Annotated in this window: 13 protein-coding genes; 3 read left to right on the forward strand and 10 right to left on the reverse strand. The window is 57.9% G+C overall.

The annotated features are described in order from the left end of the window. Positions 1–134 precede the first annotated feature (134 nt). The 5 genes from HMPREF2820_RS01230 to HMPREF2820_RS01250 form a co-directional block, all read right to left on the reverse strand. Positions 135–749 carry a restriction endonuclease subunit S gene (locus HMPREF2820_RS01230; protein WP_070602369.1) on the reverse strand — a complete coding sequence of 205 codons (615 nt, stop codon included), beginning with the start codon at positions 747–749 and terminating at the stop codon, positions 135–137. Beyond that, positions 746–1,402 carry a restriction endonuclease subunit S gene (locus tag HMPREF2820_RS01235; protein WP_070602372.1) on the reverse strand — a complete coding sequence of 219 codons (657 nt, stop codon included), beginning with the start codon at positions 1,400–1,402 and terminating at the stop codon, positions 746–748. The genes HMPREF2820_RS01230 and HMPREF2820_RS01235 overlap by 4 nt, the downstream gene beginning before the upstream one ends. Next, positions 1,399–2,436, reverse strand: a complete 1,038-nt coding sequence (locus HMPREF2820_RS01240; protein ID WP_083308392.1) for a virulence RhuM family protein — start codon at positions 2,434–2,436, stop codon at positions 1,399–1,401. Before HMPREF2820_RS01240 ends, HMPREF2820_RS01235 begins: the two co-directional genes overlap by 4 nt. Then, on the reverse strand, positions 2,429–4,006 hold the full coding sequence (locus HMPREF2820_RS01245; protein WP_070602374.1) for a type I restriction-modification system subunit M: 1,578 nt from the start codon (positions 4,004–4,006) through the stop codon (positions 2,429–2,431). The genes HMPREF2820_RS01240 and HMPREF2820_RS01245 overlap by 8 nt, the downstream gene beginning before the upstream one ends. A 98-nt stretch (positions 4,007–4,104) precedes the next feature. Further along, positions 4,105–4,995, reverse strand: a complete 891-nt coding sequence (locus HMPREF2820_RS01250; protein WP_246821362.1) for a class I SAM-dependent methyltransferase — start codon at positions 4,993–4,995, stop codon at positions 4,105–4,107. A gap of 93 nt (positions 4,996–5,088) precedes the next feature. Here HMPREF2820_RS01250 and HMPREF2820_RS01255 point away from each other — a divergent pair, with 93 nt between their 5' ends. Then, positions 5,089–6,267, forward strand: coding sequence for a glycosyltransferase family 4 protein (locus tag HMPREF2820_RS01255; protein WP_070602376.1), 1,179 nt, complete (start codon positions 5,089–5,091; stop codon positions 6,265–6,267). Here the strand turns inward: HMPREF2820_RS01255 and HMPREF2820_RS01260 are convergent. Together HMPREF2820_RS01260 and HMPREF2820_RS01265 are read right to left on the reverse strand one after the other, a co-directional pair. Continuing rightward, positions 6,247–8,079, reverse strand: coding sequence for an MmpA family trehalose lipid delivery protein (locus tag HMPREF2820_RS01260; RefSeq protein WP_070602379.1), 1,833 nt, complete (start codon positions 8,077–8,079; stop codon positions 6,247–6,249). The genes HMPREF2820_RS01255 and HMPREF2820_RS01260 overlap by 21 nt on opposite strands. An 81-nt stretch (positions 8,080–8,160) precedes the next feature. Next, positions 8,161–9,321: a cell envelope lipid trafficking protein PgfA gene (locus HMPREF2820_RS01265; RefSeq protein ID WP_048734381.1), complete on the reverse strand. Its 1,161-nt coding sequence runs from the start codon at positions 9,319–9,321 to the stop codon at positions 8,161–8,163. 196 nt (positions 9,322–9,517) lie between these two features. Between HMPREF2820_RS01265 and HMPREF2820_RS01270 the strand changes: the two genes are divergently transcribed. Beyond that, positions 9,518–10,798: an acyltransferase family protein gene (locus tag HMPREF2820_RS01270; protein WP_048734384.1), complete on the forward strand. Its 1,281-nt coding sequence runs from the start codon at positions 9,518–9,520 to the stop codon at positions 10,796–10,798. A gap of 6 nt (positions 10,799–10,804) precedes the next feature. Here the strand turns inward: HMPREF2820_RS01270 and HMPREF2820_RS01275 are convergent, their stop codons facing one another. From HMPREF2820_RS01275 to HMPREF2820_RS01285, 3 genes are all read right to left on the reverse strand, one after another. Further along, complete coding sequence (locus HMPREF2820_RS01275) at positions 10,805–14,416, reverse strand: alpha-(1->3)-arabinofuranosyltransferase domain-containing protein (RefSeq protein ID WP_070602382.1); 3,612 nt, start codon at positions 14,414–14,416, stop codon at positions 10,805–10,807. A gap of 29 nt (positions 14,417–14,445) precedes the next feature. After that, entirely contained in the window at positions 14,446–14,640 is a 195-nt protein-coding gene (locus HMPREF2820_RS01280) for a DUF2613 domain-containing protein (protein WP_005510537.1), read from the reverse strand. A 196-nt stretch (positions 14,641–14,836) separates the two neighbouring features. Continuing rightward, entirely contained in the window at positions 14,837–15,316 is a 480-nt protein-coding gene (locus HMPREF2820_RS01285; RefSeq protein WP_005510532.1) for a universal stress protein, read from the reverse strand. Positions 15,317–15,500: 184 nt separating this feature from the next. On the opposite strand from HMPREF2820_RS01285, the gene HMPREF2820_RS01290 reads away from it, so the two are divergent. Then, positions 15,501–16,832 carry an MFS transporter gene (locus HMPREF2820_RS01290; protein WP_083308393.1) on the forward strand — a complete coding sequence of 444 codons (1,332 nt, stop codon included), beginning with the start codon at positions 15,501–15,503 and terminating at the stop codon, positions 16,830–16,832. Positions 16,833–16,869 lie beyond the last annotated feature (37 nt).

A 16,869-nucleotide genomic window follows, 5' to 3' on the forward strand; every position in this document is an offset into this window, starting at 1 on the left:
ACCGAAATCATTGTCAGATTAGGCACTGCTTAATCTGACAATCCGGAGGTGGGCGATGAATGCGGAAATATCGCTGACCTGATGGAGCGAGGGAAGTCCGACGTCCCGCTGGGACTCGCCGACGCCGTCCTGGTTCATGCTGCCAATTCCTTAAAAGTCAGTAGTTGATCCCGGTAGTACTCGTACTGCTTCCGGCGAGCTTCAATTTCGGCAGGCAGACCGGAGGTGAGGTCGTTCACGAGTGCATCGAACTTGTCGAGAATATTCACGATGCGCTGCTGCTCTTCGAGGGGAGGGATGGGAACTTTAATCATTCCAAGCCGCTGTTTAGAAACATTGAATCGAGTTACCCCGTTTGCTGCCTTCATTATTTGATTCCTTACCGATTGGCATCGGAACAAAAACTTTGTGAATTCGGGGTTTAATTGTCGTGCATATTCGTCTGAGGGGCGAAAGCCGATGCTAAAACTATTTAAGTAGGTCGGCTTTTGAAACTCTTGAGTGACAACTGCGGTAAAACCAGCTTCTTCCCTCGATTCCGACGACCCTGTGAATAGTATATCTCCAAAATGAACTTCGTTTTGATGTTCGTTTGGGTGAATTGCTACTCGACTATTGCCCTCGGACGATATCGAAATATTTGAATAAATCTGCTTATAAGAGATGAAGTTGTGTGACCCATTGGCGAAGTCTTCTTTTCTCTTTCCAGTTAGTCCTCCATAGAAAGATCCGGTTTCGTTCAAGGTCACCCACCGGACTCTCTCTCTCTCTCGGTAAACGTCAGCAGTTGATCACGATAAAATTCATACTGCTTTTTCCTGGCTTCCAGCTCCGCTTCCAGCTCCGCTTCCAGCTCCGCTTCCAGCGATTGGAAGGTATCGAGAATTTTTACGATTTCTTGTTGGATTTCCAAAGGAGGGCATGGTAAGAGGATTCTCCCCATATTCGTGCCCGAGATGGAGCGGACCTTTGTGCCGAAAACAAACTTTCGTTTTTGTTTCTGGAAAGGTAGTGAGCGTAGAAAGTATGAAACAAACTTAGGATTTAGTTCAGTTGTAAAGATCAATGTGTGGTTACTAACTGCGACTGAATCTTCACCTAGCCAAGCAACTGCTTTGCATAAATCTTCATCATTTTCACTGGTATCTGCGATGATAATGTCGCCTGGTTGAGCTTTCTTTGCTTTAGAGAATGTTAACGAGGAAACAAATGACTTAGTCTCCGTAGCCCAGATTCCGTAGTGGGTATAAATCTGGCCGTAGTGGATACAGCCGACACCGCTTTCGGTGAAGTCTTTCTTCTGGAGTCCGCCACCACGACTGAATGTTCCTAGCTCGCCCAGCGGTTTGTACTCCACGCCATTCGGGCAGAGTTCCTCGATGAGCTTTTCAATCTGGTTCACTTCTGCTCCTTCGGTGTTTGCTGAATTTGCTTCTGAACTGCAGTGATTTCCTTGAGGTAGTCCCGCTCCACATCACTGGGCTGGGCATCCATCACAGTTTTGTACTTCTCGTATTCCTCATGGGCCTTCTGTACCGCTTGGCGGTGGGAAACCGTTCCTGCTCCCTCCAAGGACTTGCCACCCATGGCCGCAATCATTGCGGTGAGGTGATCCATCCAGTCCGCCATATACGTCGGCTGGTGCATCTGGGCACGGAACTCTGCCGCATCGAAGTAGGCAGAAACCAAGGTATTCAGGCGTTTTAGCTCATCCTCGGCAAGGTAGTTTTTGGCAATCTCCACCTCAGCCTTGGTGATGCGCTCGCCCTTCCAATTGGTCAACCCCATGTTTGGCTTTGTGGCATCCGAACGCTCGTAAACCACCTCGGCTGCCGTGTGGCCGTGAGCACCAAAATGAAGTTTATTCTGGACCGTCGCAAAGAACTGCTTACTCACAGCAGCCCGCGGATCGTAATCCACGCTGGTGGCGTACAAATCTAAAACCTGGCGATGAATGACCTTCTCACTAGAGCGAATATCACGAATACGCTCCAGCAATTCACGCCAATACGTTCCGCCTCCGCCCTCTTTCAGTCGCTCATCATCCATGGCGAAGCCCTTAACCAGGTATTCGCGCAAAACGCCTAGCGCCCACTGCCGGAACTGAGTACCCCGCAAGGACCTCACTCGGTAGCCCACGGAGATAATAACGTCGAGGTTGTAGTGTTTGACCTGGTAATTCTTTCCGTCGGCCGCAGTTGTTCGGAATTTCCGAACAACTGAATCCTCTTCGAGCTCACCTTCCGCAAACACATTTCTAATATGCTCGGAGACGTTCGCCTTCGACGACTGAAACAGCTCCACCATTTGGGTCTGAGTGAGCCAGACGGTTTCGTCGACAAGCCGTACCTCAATGCGAGTAGCGCCGTCGTCTGTGCGGAGCATCACCAGCTCGCCCGCAGACGCCATGTTCATGTCGCCGTTCATGTCAGGCATCGGTGCGGGTTCCCTCAAGGTCTGCCACAATCTCATCGATTGCCTCGCGCAGCTGGCGCTGGCGCTCCACGATGCCAACAATCTGCTTATTCAGCTCCACGATGTCAATGACCTCGCGGGTGTCCTCGGGTTCGACGTAGGAGGAAACTGCGATGTTGTAGTCGTTTTCTGCAATCTCCTCAGCGGGCACCAGCTTGGTGAAATACTCCACATCCTCGCGGGCAGTGAAGGCATCCAGAATCTTCTTCTGATTCTTCTCATTCAGTCGGTTCTTGTTACCACTGCGCTCAAACTCTGCGGAGGCATCGATGAAGAGAACCGAATTGTCCTTCTTCGACTTCTTCAACACGATGATGCAGGTCGCGATGGTGGTGCCGAAGAAAAGATCCGGCGGCAACTGAATAACTGTATCCACATAGTTGTTATCCACCAGGTACTTGCGAATCTTCTTCTCCGCGCCGCCGCGGTAAAGCACACCGGGGAACTCAACAATTGCGGCAGTGCCATTCGTCGCAAGCCACGAGAGAATATGCATCGTGAACGCCAAGTCTGCCTTCGACTTCGGCGCCAGGACGCCCGCCGGTGCGTAGCGCGGATCGTTAATTAACAGAGGATTGTTATCGCCCTCCCACTTGATGGAGTAGGGCGGATTGGACACAATCGCCTCAAACGGCTGGTTATCCCAGTGCGCAGGTTCAGTGAGGGTATTGCCCAGAGCAATGTCGAAATTGTCGAAGTTCACATCGTGCAAGAACATGTTGATGCGCGCAAGGTTATAGGTGGTCAGGTTGATTTCCTGGCCGTAGTAGCCCTCGCGGACACCGCCTTCGCCAAGCACTTTCTTGAATTTCAGCAGCAGCGAACCTGAGCCGACAGCTGGGTCGTACACCCTGTTCACACTCTTCTTGCCCACCACAGTGATTCGAGTCAGCAGCTCAGAGACTTCCTGCGGCGTGTAGTACTCGCCACCGGACTTGCCTGCCTGAGAGGCGTACATGCCCATCAAGTACTCGTAGGCATCACCGAATAAGTCGATGGAATTATCGTCGGCCTTCACAGTTAGCGGCATGTCGCGAATCTGCTTCATTAGCTCGTGAATCTTCTTGTTGCGGTCAATAACCGAATTGCCGAGCTTGCTGCTGTCCAGGTTTATGTCGTCGAAAAGCCCTTTCAGGTCGCCTTCGCTAGCGGTCCCCTGTGCGGATGCCTCGATATTTTTGAACACCTTTTGCAGTCGCTCGTTGAGGTTCTCGCGGTAATGCTCGTCCGCAGCTTGTTCACAGACGTTTGTAAAAAGCTCAGAGGGCAAGATGAAGTAGCCCTTTTCCTCGACGATGCTGGCCCGGCCCCATTCCGCATCTTCGTCAGAAAGGGAAGCGTAATCTGCGTCCTCATTGCCAGCGGCACGTTCGCCGTCATCGATGTATTCGGAGAGCTTCTCCGAGATGAAGCGGTAGAACATCATGCCGAGCACATAAGACTTAAAATCCCAACCATCCACGCTGCCACGCAAGTCGTTGGCGATGTTCCAAATAGTCCTGTGCAGCTGTGCCCGGTCTGCGTCACGCATAGTGAAAATCCCCGCTCAATCAGTAAAAATGCTTGAGCTCCCAGTCTAGTGGCAGACAGCACGAAGGCAGGGGAGCACGCTCCGAGAGAAACTGGCCCCTACCGCTTCCGCAGCACCAGCACCAGGTTCGACACCGCGAACTCGCGCAGCCCTGGCACGTGCACCATCCACCAGGCCCACCACGGGTGGTAGCGCGGGAAAGCGGCCAGCAGCTCGCAGTCGCCAGCCTCCGCCGCAGCGCGCGCCCACTTCAAACCTTCACCGCAACCGACCTTGAACAGGGACTCGCCAAAGTAGTTCTTCGGCCGCTTGCCGTGCTTCTTCTCATACATGCGCCGCGCGCGGTCGCCACCCAGGTAGTGCGTCATCCCCATCTCGTGGCCGCCGAACGGGCCGTACCAAATGGTGTACGAGTAAACGACCAGTCCGCCCGGCTTGGTTACACGCAGCATTTCCTCACCCATCGTCCATGGATCGGGCACGTGCTCGGCAACGTTCGATGAGTATGTCAGGTCAAAAGCATCATCGCGAAACGGCAGTTCCAGCCCCGATCCGCGTACCGACGACTCCAGCTTGATACCCGCCGCCGCCATCTCGCCCACATCTGGTTCACAGGTGTAATATTCCACGCCACGCTGGGCAAATGCTCGGCCAAAGTACCCAGGGCCGCCGCCGACGTCAAGGATGCGCTTGCCACGCAGTGCGGTATTCGTCGTAACGCTTGACGACGTGCCCCCTGCGCCCGGCGACTCCGCCGTACCGACGGTGCCCGTCGCATCCACCGCGCCCACTGAACCATCCGCGCCAGCCGCGATGCCTTCTAGGAGGCCGATGGTGTCTTCGGCAAGGTGCCCGTAGAAGATATCGGGATCGGTTTGCTCGTATTTGAAGTCGTTGAGCAGCCCAAATGAGCGCGACAGCGTAGCAAAGCTGCGCAGCTCTTTCAGAGCGGGCGGGACGATAAAAGCGGGAAAGCGAAAGCTGGTCACGTCAAACAATCTAATGGACTGGTTGGGTCTGGGAGTATGGATTTGAGCTAAAGCGGCAACGAAAGCCGTGCCGAGCGTTAGGCTCATATTGTTATGAAAATCTTATTGTTGTGTTGGCGCGACACTGGTCATCCCGAAGGTGGAGGTAGTGAGCGCTATTTGGAGCGCGTCGCAGGTTACCTTGCCGACCAAGGCCACACTGTGGTGTTCCGCACGGCCAGCTACCCAGGCGCACCGGCCCTTTCACGTCGTGACGGCGTGACTTTCTCCCGCGCTGGTGGAAACTTCTCCGTCTACGTGCGCTCCTGGACCGCGATGCTGGGGGCTAGATTTGGCGTGGGGCCACTTGCCAAGGCGCTCGGCGGCAAGCCGGATGTCGTGGTCGATACCCAAAACGGTGTCCCCTTTTTCGCGCGGATTTTCTCCGGCGCACCGACGGTGCTGCTGACACATCACTGCCACCGCGAGCAGTGGCCAGTGGCAGGGCCGATTATTAGCCAGCTGGGGTGGTTCATCGAGTCGCGTCTATCGCCGATGATTCACCGCCGCAGCCGCTACATCACCGTTTCCGAACCAAGTGCCGCTGAACTGGTAGAACTCGGAGTGTCGCCCGGGCGTATTGCGGTGATTCGCAATGGTGTGGACCCGATTCCGGAGGAGGTTCAGCCGGCCGAGATTATGGCTGACCTGTCGGAGTGTGACGGCCCAGCACCCCATCTGGTGACGCTGTCGCGTCTGGTCCCGCATAAGCAAATTGAGCACGCCATCGATGTGCTCGCAGATCTTGTGCAGGATCGTCCAGGTGCGATTCTCGATGTTATTGGCTCGGGGTGGTGGCACGACAATCTCGTGGAATATGCCCGTGACAAGGGGATTTCGGATCACGTGGTCTTCCACGGGCAGGTCACAGAGGCGGATAAACACCGCATCCTCTCCAAGGCGTGTCTGCATCTGATGCCTTCCCGCAAGGAGGGCTGGGGGCTCGCCGTCATCGAATCGGCGCAGCACGGCGTGCCGACGGTCGGTTACCGTTCCTCGGCGGGATTGCGCGACTCGGTCAACGACGGTGAAACTGGCCTACTGGCCAGCGATGAAGCTGACCTAATTACCAAGACACGACAGATTCTCGATAACGGCGAACTGCATCGCGCCATGTCCAAGGCCTGCGTCGCCCGTGCCGCAGAATTTGGCTGGGACAAAACCGGCGAGGCAGTTCTGAATGTCTTGGAAAACCCAACTCTGGACAATCTGCTACCTGCGGCGGGGCAGTAGCGCTTCCTTTACTCCAGCCAATAGTCCCGCCAGTAGCCCAGCGAGCAGGCAAAGAGTCCAGATTCCAAAGGCTATCCACGCAGCTGCATAGGCTCCCTGGCTTGGTTCTGTGGTCGGATCGATAACGCCGGGAACATGGTATAGCTGCAGGTCAGGTGTTTCATAGACGGGATCTAGCGCTGCCACAATGTCAGCGGAGTCGCCGAAGTTGCCGGGCGAATTCTCCACTAGGACCCAGCCAACGCCTTGGTCTCGAAGACTCTGGAGCGCAGACTCAAGCTCCTCGTGTCTCTTCGCACCACCGAGCAGCGTGCGCTCAACGGTTGTGGCTCCCTCGCCAGACACCGACTGCCCAGAGACAATCAGTTCGCCAGAGCTCACCACCGGAGCGGGCAAAATCTTCGTAGCCGGGTCGAGGACAGGACGCCCATTAATAATGCGGTAAGAACCGGCAGGTAGAACCGCAACGCGATCGTCGTCAAGCGCGACCACGCCGGAAACCGCCGACCAGCCCTCCCATGACGGAATGGGGCGAAGTGGAGCGACATCGGCGGGCAGCGTGGGGACAGCGGCGATGATGATGAGCGCGCTGACGCCAGTAGCCAACCACTGGCCGATATTGGCGGTGGCCCCGCGAGCGCGGCGTGCCAGGTATTCCGCACCGCTTGCGGCGAGGATGACATAGGCGGGGACGGCGAGCGCGATCCACTTTTGCGTATCACGAAGCAGGCCCGCGCCCGGGATGTGCTCCAGCGCCCAACCCATCATCAAAATGCCCGGCGTTGTTGCGGCGAGAGCGACGAGCATGATGGCTGTGGCGCCAGTGATAATCAGCCCCCGCCAGCGCTCTTGCGAATGCCAGGCACGACGGAATCCCAGACCCATAAGCACCAGGAGTGCCAGCACCATAATCGCCGAAAAACCAACCTCGCGCGTCAGTGGCACAGCCTGCTTATTCCAGATGCCACCCAATCCCAACAGGCTGCCGAGCGTGCCGACGTGTGCCTCTGCTCTGGCCGCAAATGCGGCAGCGCCAGCCGCATCGGAGGACCCAGCTGCACTCGGGTTCAGCAAAGATGCCACTAGCCACGGTGAACTGACCGCTACTGTTGTGGCCACAATCCAAGCGCGGTCGCGGTTATTGCGAGCGGTAACAATGCCGGTGATACCAGCTAAAAGGGCACCGGTCGGTGTGAGACCCGCAGCAGCAATGGCACTGGTGCGCCACAAGGCACTACCCATCTGCGTTGCCAGAACAACTGCCGGAAGTAGCAATACGGCGATGACCAGTGACCACTGTCCCTGGAGTAAACGCTCGACCACGAACGGGTTCCAGAGCAGCATCGTCGGTGCAATCAGCTGGCTGGCCAAGCTCGGAGTCATGGGTACAAGGCCCGCACCGGATGCGCTACTGGTGCCCGAGCCGTGGCGAGTGAACCTGCGGGCGAGCTCAGCAGCTGCAAGACCACCAATCAAACAGGCGCCCACCATGCCGAAGCGCACCCAATGGCTGGCATCCACAAAGTAGCCCAGTGCCCACAGTGCGGTGTCCTGCGGAACAGCTCGTGCCGCAGCGGGGCCGAGTCCCAGGGCCGCGTCGGTAAGCGGTGGGTGATTGGGGATGACCATGTCGCGCAGCAGAAACATCGGTGCCCCAAAGCGACCATCAGCCGGGGCCTTGTGAGGCACAAAGAGAGGCCAGCACACGGCAGCGGTCAGCAGGAGAATCCACGACAACACAAAAACCCAGGCGACTCGCTCCGAATGAGAGCGAGCCGACTGGGTCAGAGTAGTGCGGAAACGTTGTGTCACGTGCCCTATATTAAATTATTTTTCGCTTTCCTCAGTGAAACTTAGGGTAAGCGAGAGCCTGTGGCACCGTAGTTTGGCGTCTTAGGCGGACTTGCTGCGAACACGGAAGCCAATCACGATGAGAACCAGGCCGAGGATACCGAGGATCCACGGTGCGACAGTGCCGCCGATAGTCAGCGACTTACGTGCTTCCTTAGCGCGGTCCATCTGGCGGCCCTTGGAGCCTTCGTCCCACTGAGCGGTGTACTTCATCGCGGTACGGTTCTGCTCCTTGGCTTCCTTTTCACGGCCAGCCTTGGAAGCAATTTCTTCAGCTTCCTTGTCGTCCTTGGCGTAGAACATGAACATCTCTTCAGTACCGTTGACGATCACGCCAGAAGTCGGCTCGACGCGGACAGTACGGACGTTGGTGTAGTAACGATCCAGCTCGACGTCGTCGTCACCCTCCAGGCCCCACTTGTGAGCCGGGAAGCTCAGGCGCATGGAAGCCAGCGAGGACTTGTCAGCCTCGGTGAGCTTGCGGCCGTCGCGAGTGAAGTGCTCGGTCAGGGACTCGTAGAGGTTCTGCGGCGGAATGGTCATGGAGTACTTGTAGACCTTGACGCCATCCTGAGTTTCCTCACCGACAAAGTCAATCTCGAAGTTACGCATCGCCTGGACGTCGTAGTACGGGTAGGACTTCTTCTCAGCACCAAACGGGAACTGGTACTGGATGCCCGGACGGGTGAACGTCGGCGGCTTGGTGTCCGAACCACCCTGCGGTGCGTTAATAGCAACGCTGGAGATCGGGTCATCTACCGGGTACGCAGTGCTGCGGTCAACAGTGATGCGGTCGAGGGTCGCATTGATGAGGTTCTTCGGCTCTTCGCGGTCATCGCGCAGCAGAGTGGTACCGACCTGGAGAGTTGCAATCTTGTCGTCAGCCGGCTCCTCAATCTCAACGTGGCGCTTCGACTGCATCGGAGTCTTGTCGTTGATGAAGCAGTGGACCGGGAGATCGCGCTTCTCTTCGTCCGTCTCTGCCTTGCAGCGCGGGTCATTCTTGCGGTTTGGCGTTGGCTCATTCTTGCCCAGCTGGCTGGAGTCCAACAGAGTGCCGTCGCGCACCTCCGTGATGGTATCGCTCACAGTGTCAAGTGGGATGACCCGGAGGCGAGGCACCAGGAAGGTTGGCAGAAGGACGGCAATGACAATCAATGCAGCACCGATAATAATCAGTGCATGTCCGAGAGTTCTCTTCATCAGCGGATAGTCCTTTAACTGTACGTAACTTTCTGCTGCAAAACCTAGCAGGAAGTTAGGAGTTATGTGGTGTGTTTTTTAAAAATAACTTGTCGGGAAAACAAAAGAGTTTTGGAAAAACCGGCCTGAACAGGACTTATTTCATAATAAAATACAAGTGATTTTACTCATTCCGGTATCCGTGTAAGAAAGTACTATGACGTCCAAGGCATTTGCGGCAGCGCCGAACGCTGGGCAAGACACAGTGTCGAGCTCTGTGCCGAACTCTACGCCGAACACTGCATCCAGCTCGGGATCCAGCACTGCATCGAGCTCTGCCACCATATTCCGCCCAGGCTTCCTGCCTTCGCTGGAGGGCCTGCGAGCTGTGGCTTCGATGGGCATCATCGGCACGCACGTCGCATTCCAGACCGGGCATGATGTGGGAGCCCTGTGGGAGCGCATCCTCGGCCGCTTCGACTTCTTCGTGGCCGTATTCTTCGTGCTGTCCGGATTCCTGTTGTGGCGTTCTCACCGCTCGGGTTACGGCGGAATTCCCCGTCGTAAAGCATTGTCCGATGCCGACGGCGGACGGAAGAAGAGCTGGGCGAAGTACTACAAGAAGCGCGTCGCGCGCATTATGCCCGCGTACTGGGTGCTAGTGCTTATTGTGCTCATCGCACTGCCGGTGGGGCGCGGCGCGGATCTCAAGATTTGGCTAACAAATCTGACGCTGACACAGGTGTATTTCTCCGGCTCGCTGCACGGTGGGTTGACGCACCTGTGGTCGTTGTCGGTGGAGGTCGCGTTCTACATCTCGCTGCCGCTGTTTGCCATTGGGCTTAGCCGGTTGGACCCGCATCGCCAGCAGGGGCGCCGCATAGTGGCAATTTCCCTGCTTGCGATCTTGAGCTTCGGCTGGCCCTACCTGCCACTGCCGTACCCAGAAGGCGTTAACCCGCATATTCAGCCGATTGCCTACTTTTCCTGGTTCGCAGCTGGCATGATTCTCGCCGAGCTGGAATCGCTCCAGGGCGTCGATACCGATGCCGCCCGCGCGAAGGTGGAGACCATGCAGCGCTGGGCACGCCGCCGTTCGCTGTGGCTGGCGATCGCCGTTGGTGCGCTGGTTCTGGCTTCCTACCTGGGTCCCGAAGGGCTAGTCGAGCTCACCAACTGGGAATTCACCCGCCGCCTGCTGTGCGGTCTGGTCTTCGGTGCCGCCATCATCGGCCCCTGGACGATAGCGCCGGAGTCTCGCTTCCTTGAACACCCCATCATGCAGGCGCTAGGGCGCTGGTCGTACGGTATCTTCCTCTGGCACGTGGCGATGCTCTCCATTGCATTCCCGCTGCTTGGCGTGAAGCTGTTCACCGGACATCTGCTCAGTGTCACCATTGTCACGGTCGCACTGTCGATTCCGGTGGCCGCCGCCTCCTACGCGCTCGTCGAGGAACCTGCCCGCCGCTTCTTCGCACGCGTCTGGGTCAACCGCTAACGGCTTTTAATCAGCGGTGTTGTCGGTGTCGCTAGCATCTCTGTCGGTGTCGTCATCAGCACCGCTACCGGAAAGCATCGAGCAGCACGCCACGATTGTCAGCGCCGCCGTCAGCAGTAACTGAAGCGGCCAGCCGGCACCGGCGTAGTCATCCTTTGGCCATGGGTTCGCCGCCAGCACCAAGCCCGCAATCGACATCGTCGCAGCAAGCGCCACAATTAGTGCGTTTCGCACGTTCAGCCATGGCTTGACGACGTCCCCACGCTTCCGTGCCCAGAAAACCGCACCAAGGGTAGCGGCAACCACGACGAGGGCAACGACCACACCAGGCCAGCTGGATACCAGGGTCACTGTCGCGGCAGCCGCAATGCCAATAGCCGCCCGCGGCAAGTCATTGCCCAGCGAAGATACGGAAATCGGGGCGGTGAGAGCGAATCGTCGCCAAGCGAAAGCCAGCCCCACAGCGACCAGTGCGTACACAGCTGCGAGTGCGCCGCCTGCGAGGATTCCAGTACGCCAGGTCTGCTGCGGTGGATAGGTCAGCTCGACTGCACCACCAATTCCAGCCGGAATTGTCCAACCCTGCTGCCAACCAGAGACCGTTACCGGCTTCATGGCGGCACCTCCGACACGAAGCTCGTGGCCGGCATTGACAGAGATTGGCAGCCACACGATGCGATCGTGGTCGGCAGGGTCAATAGGACTGTTCAGGTCGATTGGCGTGGCTTTCTGCTGCTCGGCTGACGGCGCGAAGTAGCCAGTCGAGGTGAGCGATACCCAATCGGACTTGGCATCGATGCGCCATGGCCCCGGCGAGAGCTCAATCTCTTCACCACAGGTCAGCTCGCGGTGATCAGAACCGTCACCTCGTTGGAGGCTGGCCCACGGGTCTCCGATGCTGCTGCGGCAGGTATCAGCATCGACCTTCACCTTTACCGGCTTCGGAACGGTGAACAGGCGCACCAGCGTGCCCTCGTGAATCTCCTGGCCAAAGACCCAACGCTGAGCCAGCGACGAGGAATTCGGTACCACCGGGACACGAACCGGCGTGAGGTCCTCTGCTATATCCTCGGCGGAAAGTCCCGCCTCTTCATCGGAATCGGAGTTGGTGGATTCGAATGCGTCGAAGCCAGTGTCCCGCTTTGGAATCACCAGTCCTAGCTCGGAGATAGCAAACCCCACAGGAGCAATCTTTGCTGTGATGCGCACAGATGTGGTCTTGCCGCCGGGCAGCGGAATGTGGGTCGTCTCACCCGGGACCAACTGTACGGAGCTGGAAGCCGTATCGGTCTGGATGCGCAGTTGCGCCGGAACGCGAGCACCGGTCAGGCTGAGCACTGCGTTATCGGTCGGTTCCTTCCACGACAGCTTGACCCACTCAGCCTGACTCTTGCCTGCCAGGGGTTCCCACCAGGTAGAGGTGTCGCCGTCGAGCATTGCGTTGACCGAGTGGTCAGCCGATGCACCACCGACGTTGTATGGCTCAGAGGCCGACGATGAAACCTCAATTGTGGCGCGACCCGTTGCTGTCTGCGTCAGTGGCAGTCCCGCGACGGGGTAGTCCGGAACGAGGTTGCGGACATATGAGTCCTCGTCTTCGGCCAGGATTGCCGACTCCGCTCCGACGACTTCACCATAGTTGCGGCCGCGGCGTGCGGGAGTGTCGGTGACAGTGCCGGCGTTCTTACCGGACAGGATGCGCACCGGGGCATCGGAATCGACCTCATCAAGCCGCGGGAGCACTTCAGGACCACCGGCGACCAGCGGCACCTGTGTAGTGTCCACCAACCGCGGCGAAAGGGCGTGATTGCGCAGCTCCTTCGGGCCCGCGCCCCAAATCTGGATAGCGGTATGGCCGTCCTCGTCCGTGAACTCCGCCACCTTTTCCATGGTCGGGGAGTCCTGCAGCGTGGAGGTGATGGCGCGCGGCGAATCGCCCCTCGAGGTAACTCTCAAGTCGTGGCGGACCAGCACATAGCCGATGCCATTGTTGCGCAGGGTGGCATCCAGTGCCGGTACCTCGCGGCCCCGAGTCAGCGAATTGCGCAGACCATCGAGGCCGCGAATCGCCTCTGGGGGTACTAGCGGCACGGTATCGCGGACGGCCCAGGGCACGTCGGCAAGCGGCTGGAGCGGTTCGTCGCGAGTATTGCCCCATGTCTGATCAGCAAACGGAGATGACGGCATCACCAGCGTGCGGGTGTCCTCGCCCTGCTCATTCAGCCAGTCGGCCGCTTCGTGCCAGTAGCCCGGAACCTCGGAAAAACCGCCTGCCGGAGCGAGACGGGCGCTCCACGCAGGTGCGGTGGCACTGGCGATAACCACCAGAACCAGCATCGATGCGATAGCGCGCGGGTGCTTCTCAGGGTGCAGCCACTGCTGCCAGCCAGTGGCTGCTGAATCGCTCGCCGTCTCGTTCTTGTGCTCGTTCGCCGGCTCTCGCCACGGCCATGGCAGCTGGGCTGTCGCATGAGCGAAGCCGATAACAAGTGGCAGGCGCACAATTGTGTCGAATTTGTGCAGGTTGCGTACTGCTGCGAGCGTGGAATCGAGCACCTCTCGAGCCGATTCCCACACCAGCCCGAATGGCTCCGTCCAGGCCGCCATGATGACAAGCCCGATCAGCAGCATCATCAGCCACATCCGACGCAGCGGCAGTGAGCGCATGACCAAGCCAAGCAGACCAATCGCCGCCACAGCCAGAGTGGCGTAAATGAGGATGGGCTCCGCGACCAGAGCATTTCCGCCGACTCGCTCGAAAGAGACAAACGGGGTCCACGAGGTGGAACCGCGGAGCGTCTCGCCGAGACTCAACCAACGAGTGGTCACGCCGGAGGACTCAATGTAGTCCGTAAACGGTGGCGAGTACTTGCCCAGCAGTAGTAGCGGCACGATCCACCACATGCTGACCGCTGCACACGCAGCCAGCCAACCGCCGAGCATCGCCCACGCACGCCCGCGGCGAGGCCCCGTAAAAGCGAAGAAGAGCAGCATTAGACCTGCGGGGATGCAAGCCGCCGCTGTACTGACCGCATTGACCGCGCCAGTGCACAGTACCGCTAGACCGGACAGCAATACGGCGCGGGCAGTCGCGCGCCAGGGCAGTTCCTCGCGCCGGGCCGCGACCCGCAGGAGCGGAAGCAGAATCCACGGTGCCAGCGCTACGGGCCAGGTCTCGGACGAAATCGCGCCCAACGTCGTAATCACCCGCGGCGACAACGAGTACAACAACGCCGCCAGTACGCGAGAGGTATGCGTGCCGACGCCTATAGCTTCGGCCACGCGATATGCGCCAGTAAAAGCCAAGCAGAGAGTAAGACTCCACCACAGCGCCTGGATGATCCAGCCGGGCGCTAGGACATCGGGCAGCAAGCTGAACAGCGCGAAGAATGCGCCCTGTGGAAAGAGATAGCCATATGCCTGGTTTTGGAGCTGTCCCAGTGGCATGGTGTCTGACCACATGTTGAGCGAGGCGGACAAAAACCCGATGGGGTCTTCTGTCAGGTCGTGCTTTGTGTCAGCGACAGTCTTGCCGGGGGACTGGATGAATGCCAGCAGGCACAGCAAAACCCACCAAGGTACAAGCACGCGCTTACGCGCTCGAACAAAGGTGGGCATAGCGTTAAAGGAGGGTTAGCGTTAAGGGCTTAACGCTGACCGTACTCGACACCGCCAAGCAGAGCGTCATCGGTGGAAACAGCCTGTGCTTCCGGAATTCGGTCTTCGGTCAGAGCCTGGCCGATGCCGAAGATAGCGGCACCACCGAGAAGGGCACCAATGAGCGCCGAGGCCAGGGCAGGGCCAACGCTACGACGCTGCTCGGAATCAGTTTCGTATGCCATGTTGAGGACTCCTCGTGTGCATTAAGTCAATACTGTTTATAAAACTACACTCTGTGACATCTGTAAACCAGTGGAACAGCTGGGAATCTCTCCCTGCCTTGAATTTTGGGTGGTTTCAGCGGTCATTGAGTTTTCTTAGTTGAGAGATTAACCCATTTTCTATCAGCTAAGTAAGTTTTTAAAAATTTTCTAGAAATTATTCCTTTTCCCCCGGAACGACAAGGACCGGGCGGCCAGCATTCTTCAGCAACGCGTCAGAGGTCGAGGCGGTAAACAGACCACGCAAACCAGTCACACCGCGAGTGCCGGAGATAATCACGCCCGCATCGAGGTCGTGAGCTGCATCGACGATGGCCGACCAGATAGTAGTTTCGGTCTCTACCAAGTAAGGCTCGGCGACGAAGCCGGCCTCAGCGGCAATCTGCACACCCTCACGGCAAATACGAACAGCCTCGTCGTGTGCCGGATCGCCGTCTTCAGTAGTGGCATCCCAGTCGGGCTGCATCATGCCGGAGGCGCCAGCAGTGCGAGCAGCAGCACGCTGTAGGGGCTCCCAGGCAGTCAGAATGTAGGCCTTCTTAACGCGCAGCAGTTTTCCGGCGTAGGCCAGCGCCCGCTTGGCTTCGTCGGAGCCGTCATAGGCAATGAGCATGGAATCAGAAATCGGTTCAACCATTTTCAGTTCAATCCTTACGTCAGAGATAGCCGAAAGACTGTCAATAGATACAGAAAAAGAGATGTCGCTGTAGTCCAGGATAGGACAACAGCGACATCGAGTACGTCAATCTTTAAAGCTACTCCGAACGAGCGGCTTGAATCAGATAGAGAGTCATTAACAGAAAGCGGTAACGTCCACTGTTATGGCAGCAGAACAAAATCCAGGGCAACCTCAATCAAAAGTTCCTGGGTCCTCGAAGAACGCCATTGCACTCGGCGTCCCCGTCCTTGTCATAGCCGTAATCGTTGCGGCGCTGAACTTGCGACCGAGTATCGCGTCGATCGGTCCGGTGCTCGATCAGCTCCTCTCCGACCTCGGCGCATCCTCCGCCTTTGGTGGTCTGATTACGGCCATTCCGGGGCTCGCGTTTTTCGCGATTGGGTTGTCCGCGGTGTCCGTCGGCAAGCGCATGGGTTTAAGCGGCGCACTCACACTGTCTGCAGCGTTGCTATTCGTCGGTCTTGCGGTGCGCCCGTGGGTGAGCAGCATCTGGCTATTCCTGTTGTTTACTGCGTTGTCGGTTGCTGGCATTGCGCTGGGAAATGTGCTGCTACCTGCGTGGATTAAGGTGCACGGCGGTCGCCATACGGTCGTGCTGATGATGCTGTACTCCAGCATGCTCGCCCTCGGCGGTGGACTGGGGCCGGCGACGGCATTTTTGATTAGCGATTCTCCCGAGACATCTGCAGGTGGTATCGAAATGTGGCGCTGGGCGCTTGCCGCATGGGCAATCACCGCCCTGGTGCAGCTCGTCGTGTGGTTGCCGCTGCGTGCACGCATCGGATTCGACTACCCGAAGGCGCCGGTCAGTGCCTCGGCAAGCACACCAATCTGGAAGTCACCGACAGCCATTGCACCGGCAGTTTTCTTCGGCGTGCAGTCGATGAACGCCTACGTGCTCATGGGCTGGATGCCGAAAATGCTTATCGACGCAGGTATCAGCGTAAACATAGCCACTGCAGCGTCCATGATTGTTCAAGGGTTGGGCATCATCGGCGGACTGCTGATGCCGCCGCTGATTGCACGGCTCCGCACCATGTCCTACGTTGCCTTTGTTCTCGGCTGCCTTTTCTTCCTCGGCTATCTGCTGATGATTCTTATCGACCAGCGAGGAGCGGCAGCAACTGGTGCGGGATACGCTATCGGCGCTGCGTTCCTGCTGGGTGTGGGTGGTTTTTGTTTCCCCATGGCTATCGCGCTGATTCCGGGCCGCACGCGCAGCCATGAGCTGACCGCGCGGTTGTCCGGCTTCGTGCAGCCAATCGGCTACATTTTCTCCGCAGTCGGGCCATTCCTGGTGGGCGTGGCCGCCGGAACCGCGGAAACATGGACCCCCATTCTGATTGTGCTGCTTGGCACCACCGTCGTGCTTGCAGTGCTTGGACTGATTATCGGTCGGCCAACGTTCATCGATGACGAATTGGCCGACCGTGGTATCGGAGAAAAGAAGCCGGGACGTATTCAGCTCGACTGATTTTAGGGGAGTTAGCTCCACTGTATTTGAACCCGGG

It is taken from the genome of Corynebacterium sp. HMSC064E08 (genome assembly GCF_001811805.1).
Taxonomy (GTDB): Bacteria; Actinomycetota; Actinomycetes; order Mycobacteriales; family Mycobacteriaceae; genus Corynebacterium; species Corynebacterium jeikeium_D.

Coding starts and splice junctions, on each gene's coding strand:
- HMPREF2820_RS01240 (WP_083308392.1), bottom strand. CDS start 2,436: ATGCCTGACATGAACGGCGACATGAACATGGCGTCTGCGGGCGAGCTG.
- HMPREF2820_RS01245 (WP_070602374.1), bottom strand. CDS start 4,006: ATGCGTGACGCAGACCGGGCACAGCTGCACAGGACTATTTGGAACATC.
- HMPREF2820_RS01255 (WP_070602376.1), top strand. CDS start 5,089: ATGAAAATCTTATTGTTGTGTTGGCGCGACACTGGTCATCCCGAAGGT.
- HMPREF2820_RS01265 (WP_048734381.1), bottom strand. CDS start 9,321: ATGAAGAGAACTCTCGGACATGCACTGATTATTATCGGTGCTGCATTG.
- HMPREF2820_RS01270 (WP_048734384.1), top strand. CDS start 9,518: ATGACGTCCAAGGCATTTGCGGCAGCGCCGAACGCTGGGCAAGACACA.
- HMPREF2820_RS01275 (WP_070602382.1), bottom strand. CDS start 14,416: ATGCCCACCTTTGTTCGAGCGCGTAAGCGCGTGCTTGTACCTTGGTGG.
- HMPREF2820_RS01280 (WP_005510537.1), bottom strand. CDS start 14,640: ATGGCATACGAAACTGATTCCGAGCAGCGTCGTAGCGTTGGCCCTGCC.
- HMPREF2820_RS01285 (WP_005510532.1), bottom strand. CDS start 15,316: ATGGTTGAACCGATTTCTGATTCCATGCTCATTGCCTATGACGGCTCC.
- HMPREF2820_RS01290 (WP_083308393.1), top strand. CDS start 15,501: ATGGCAGCAGAACAAAATCCAGGGCAACCTCAATCAAAAGTTCCTGGG.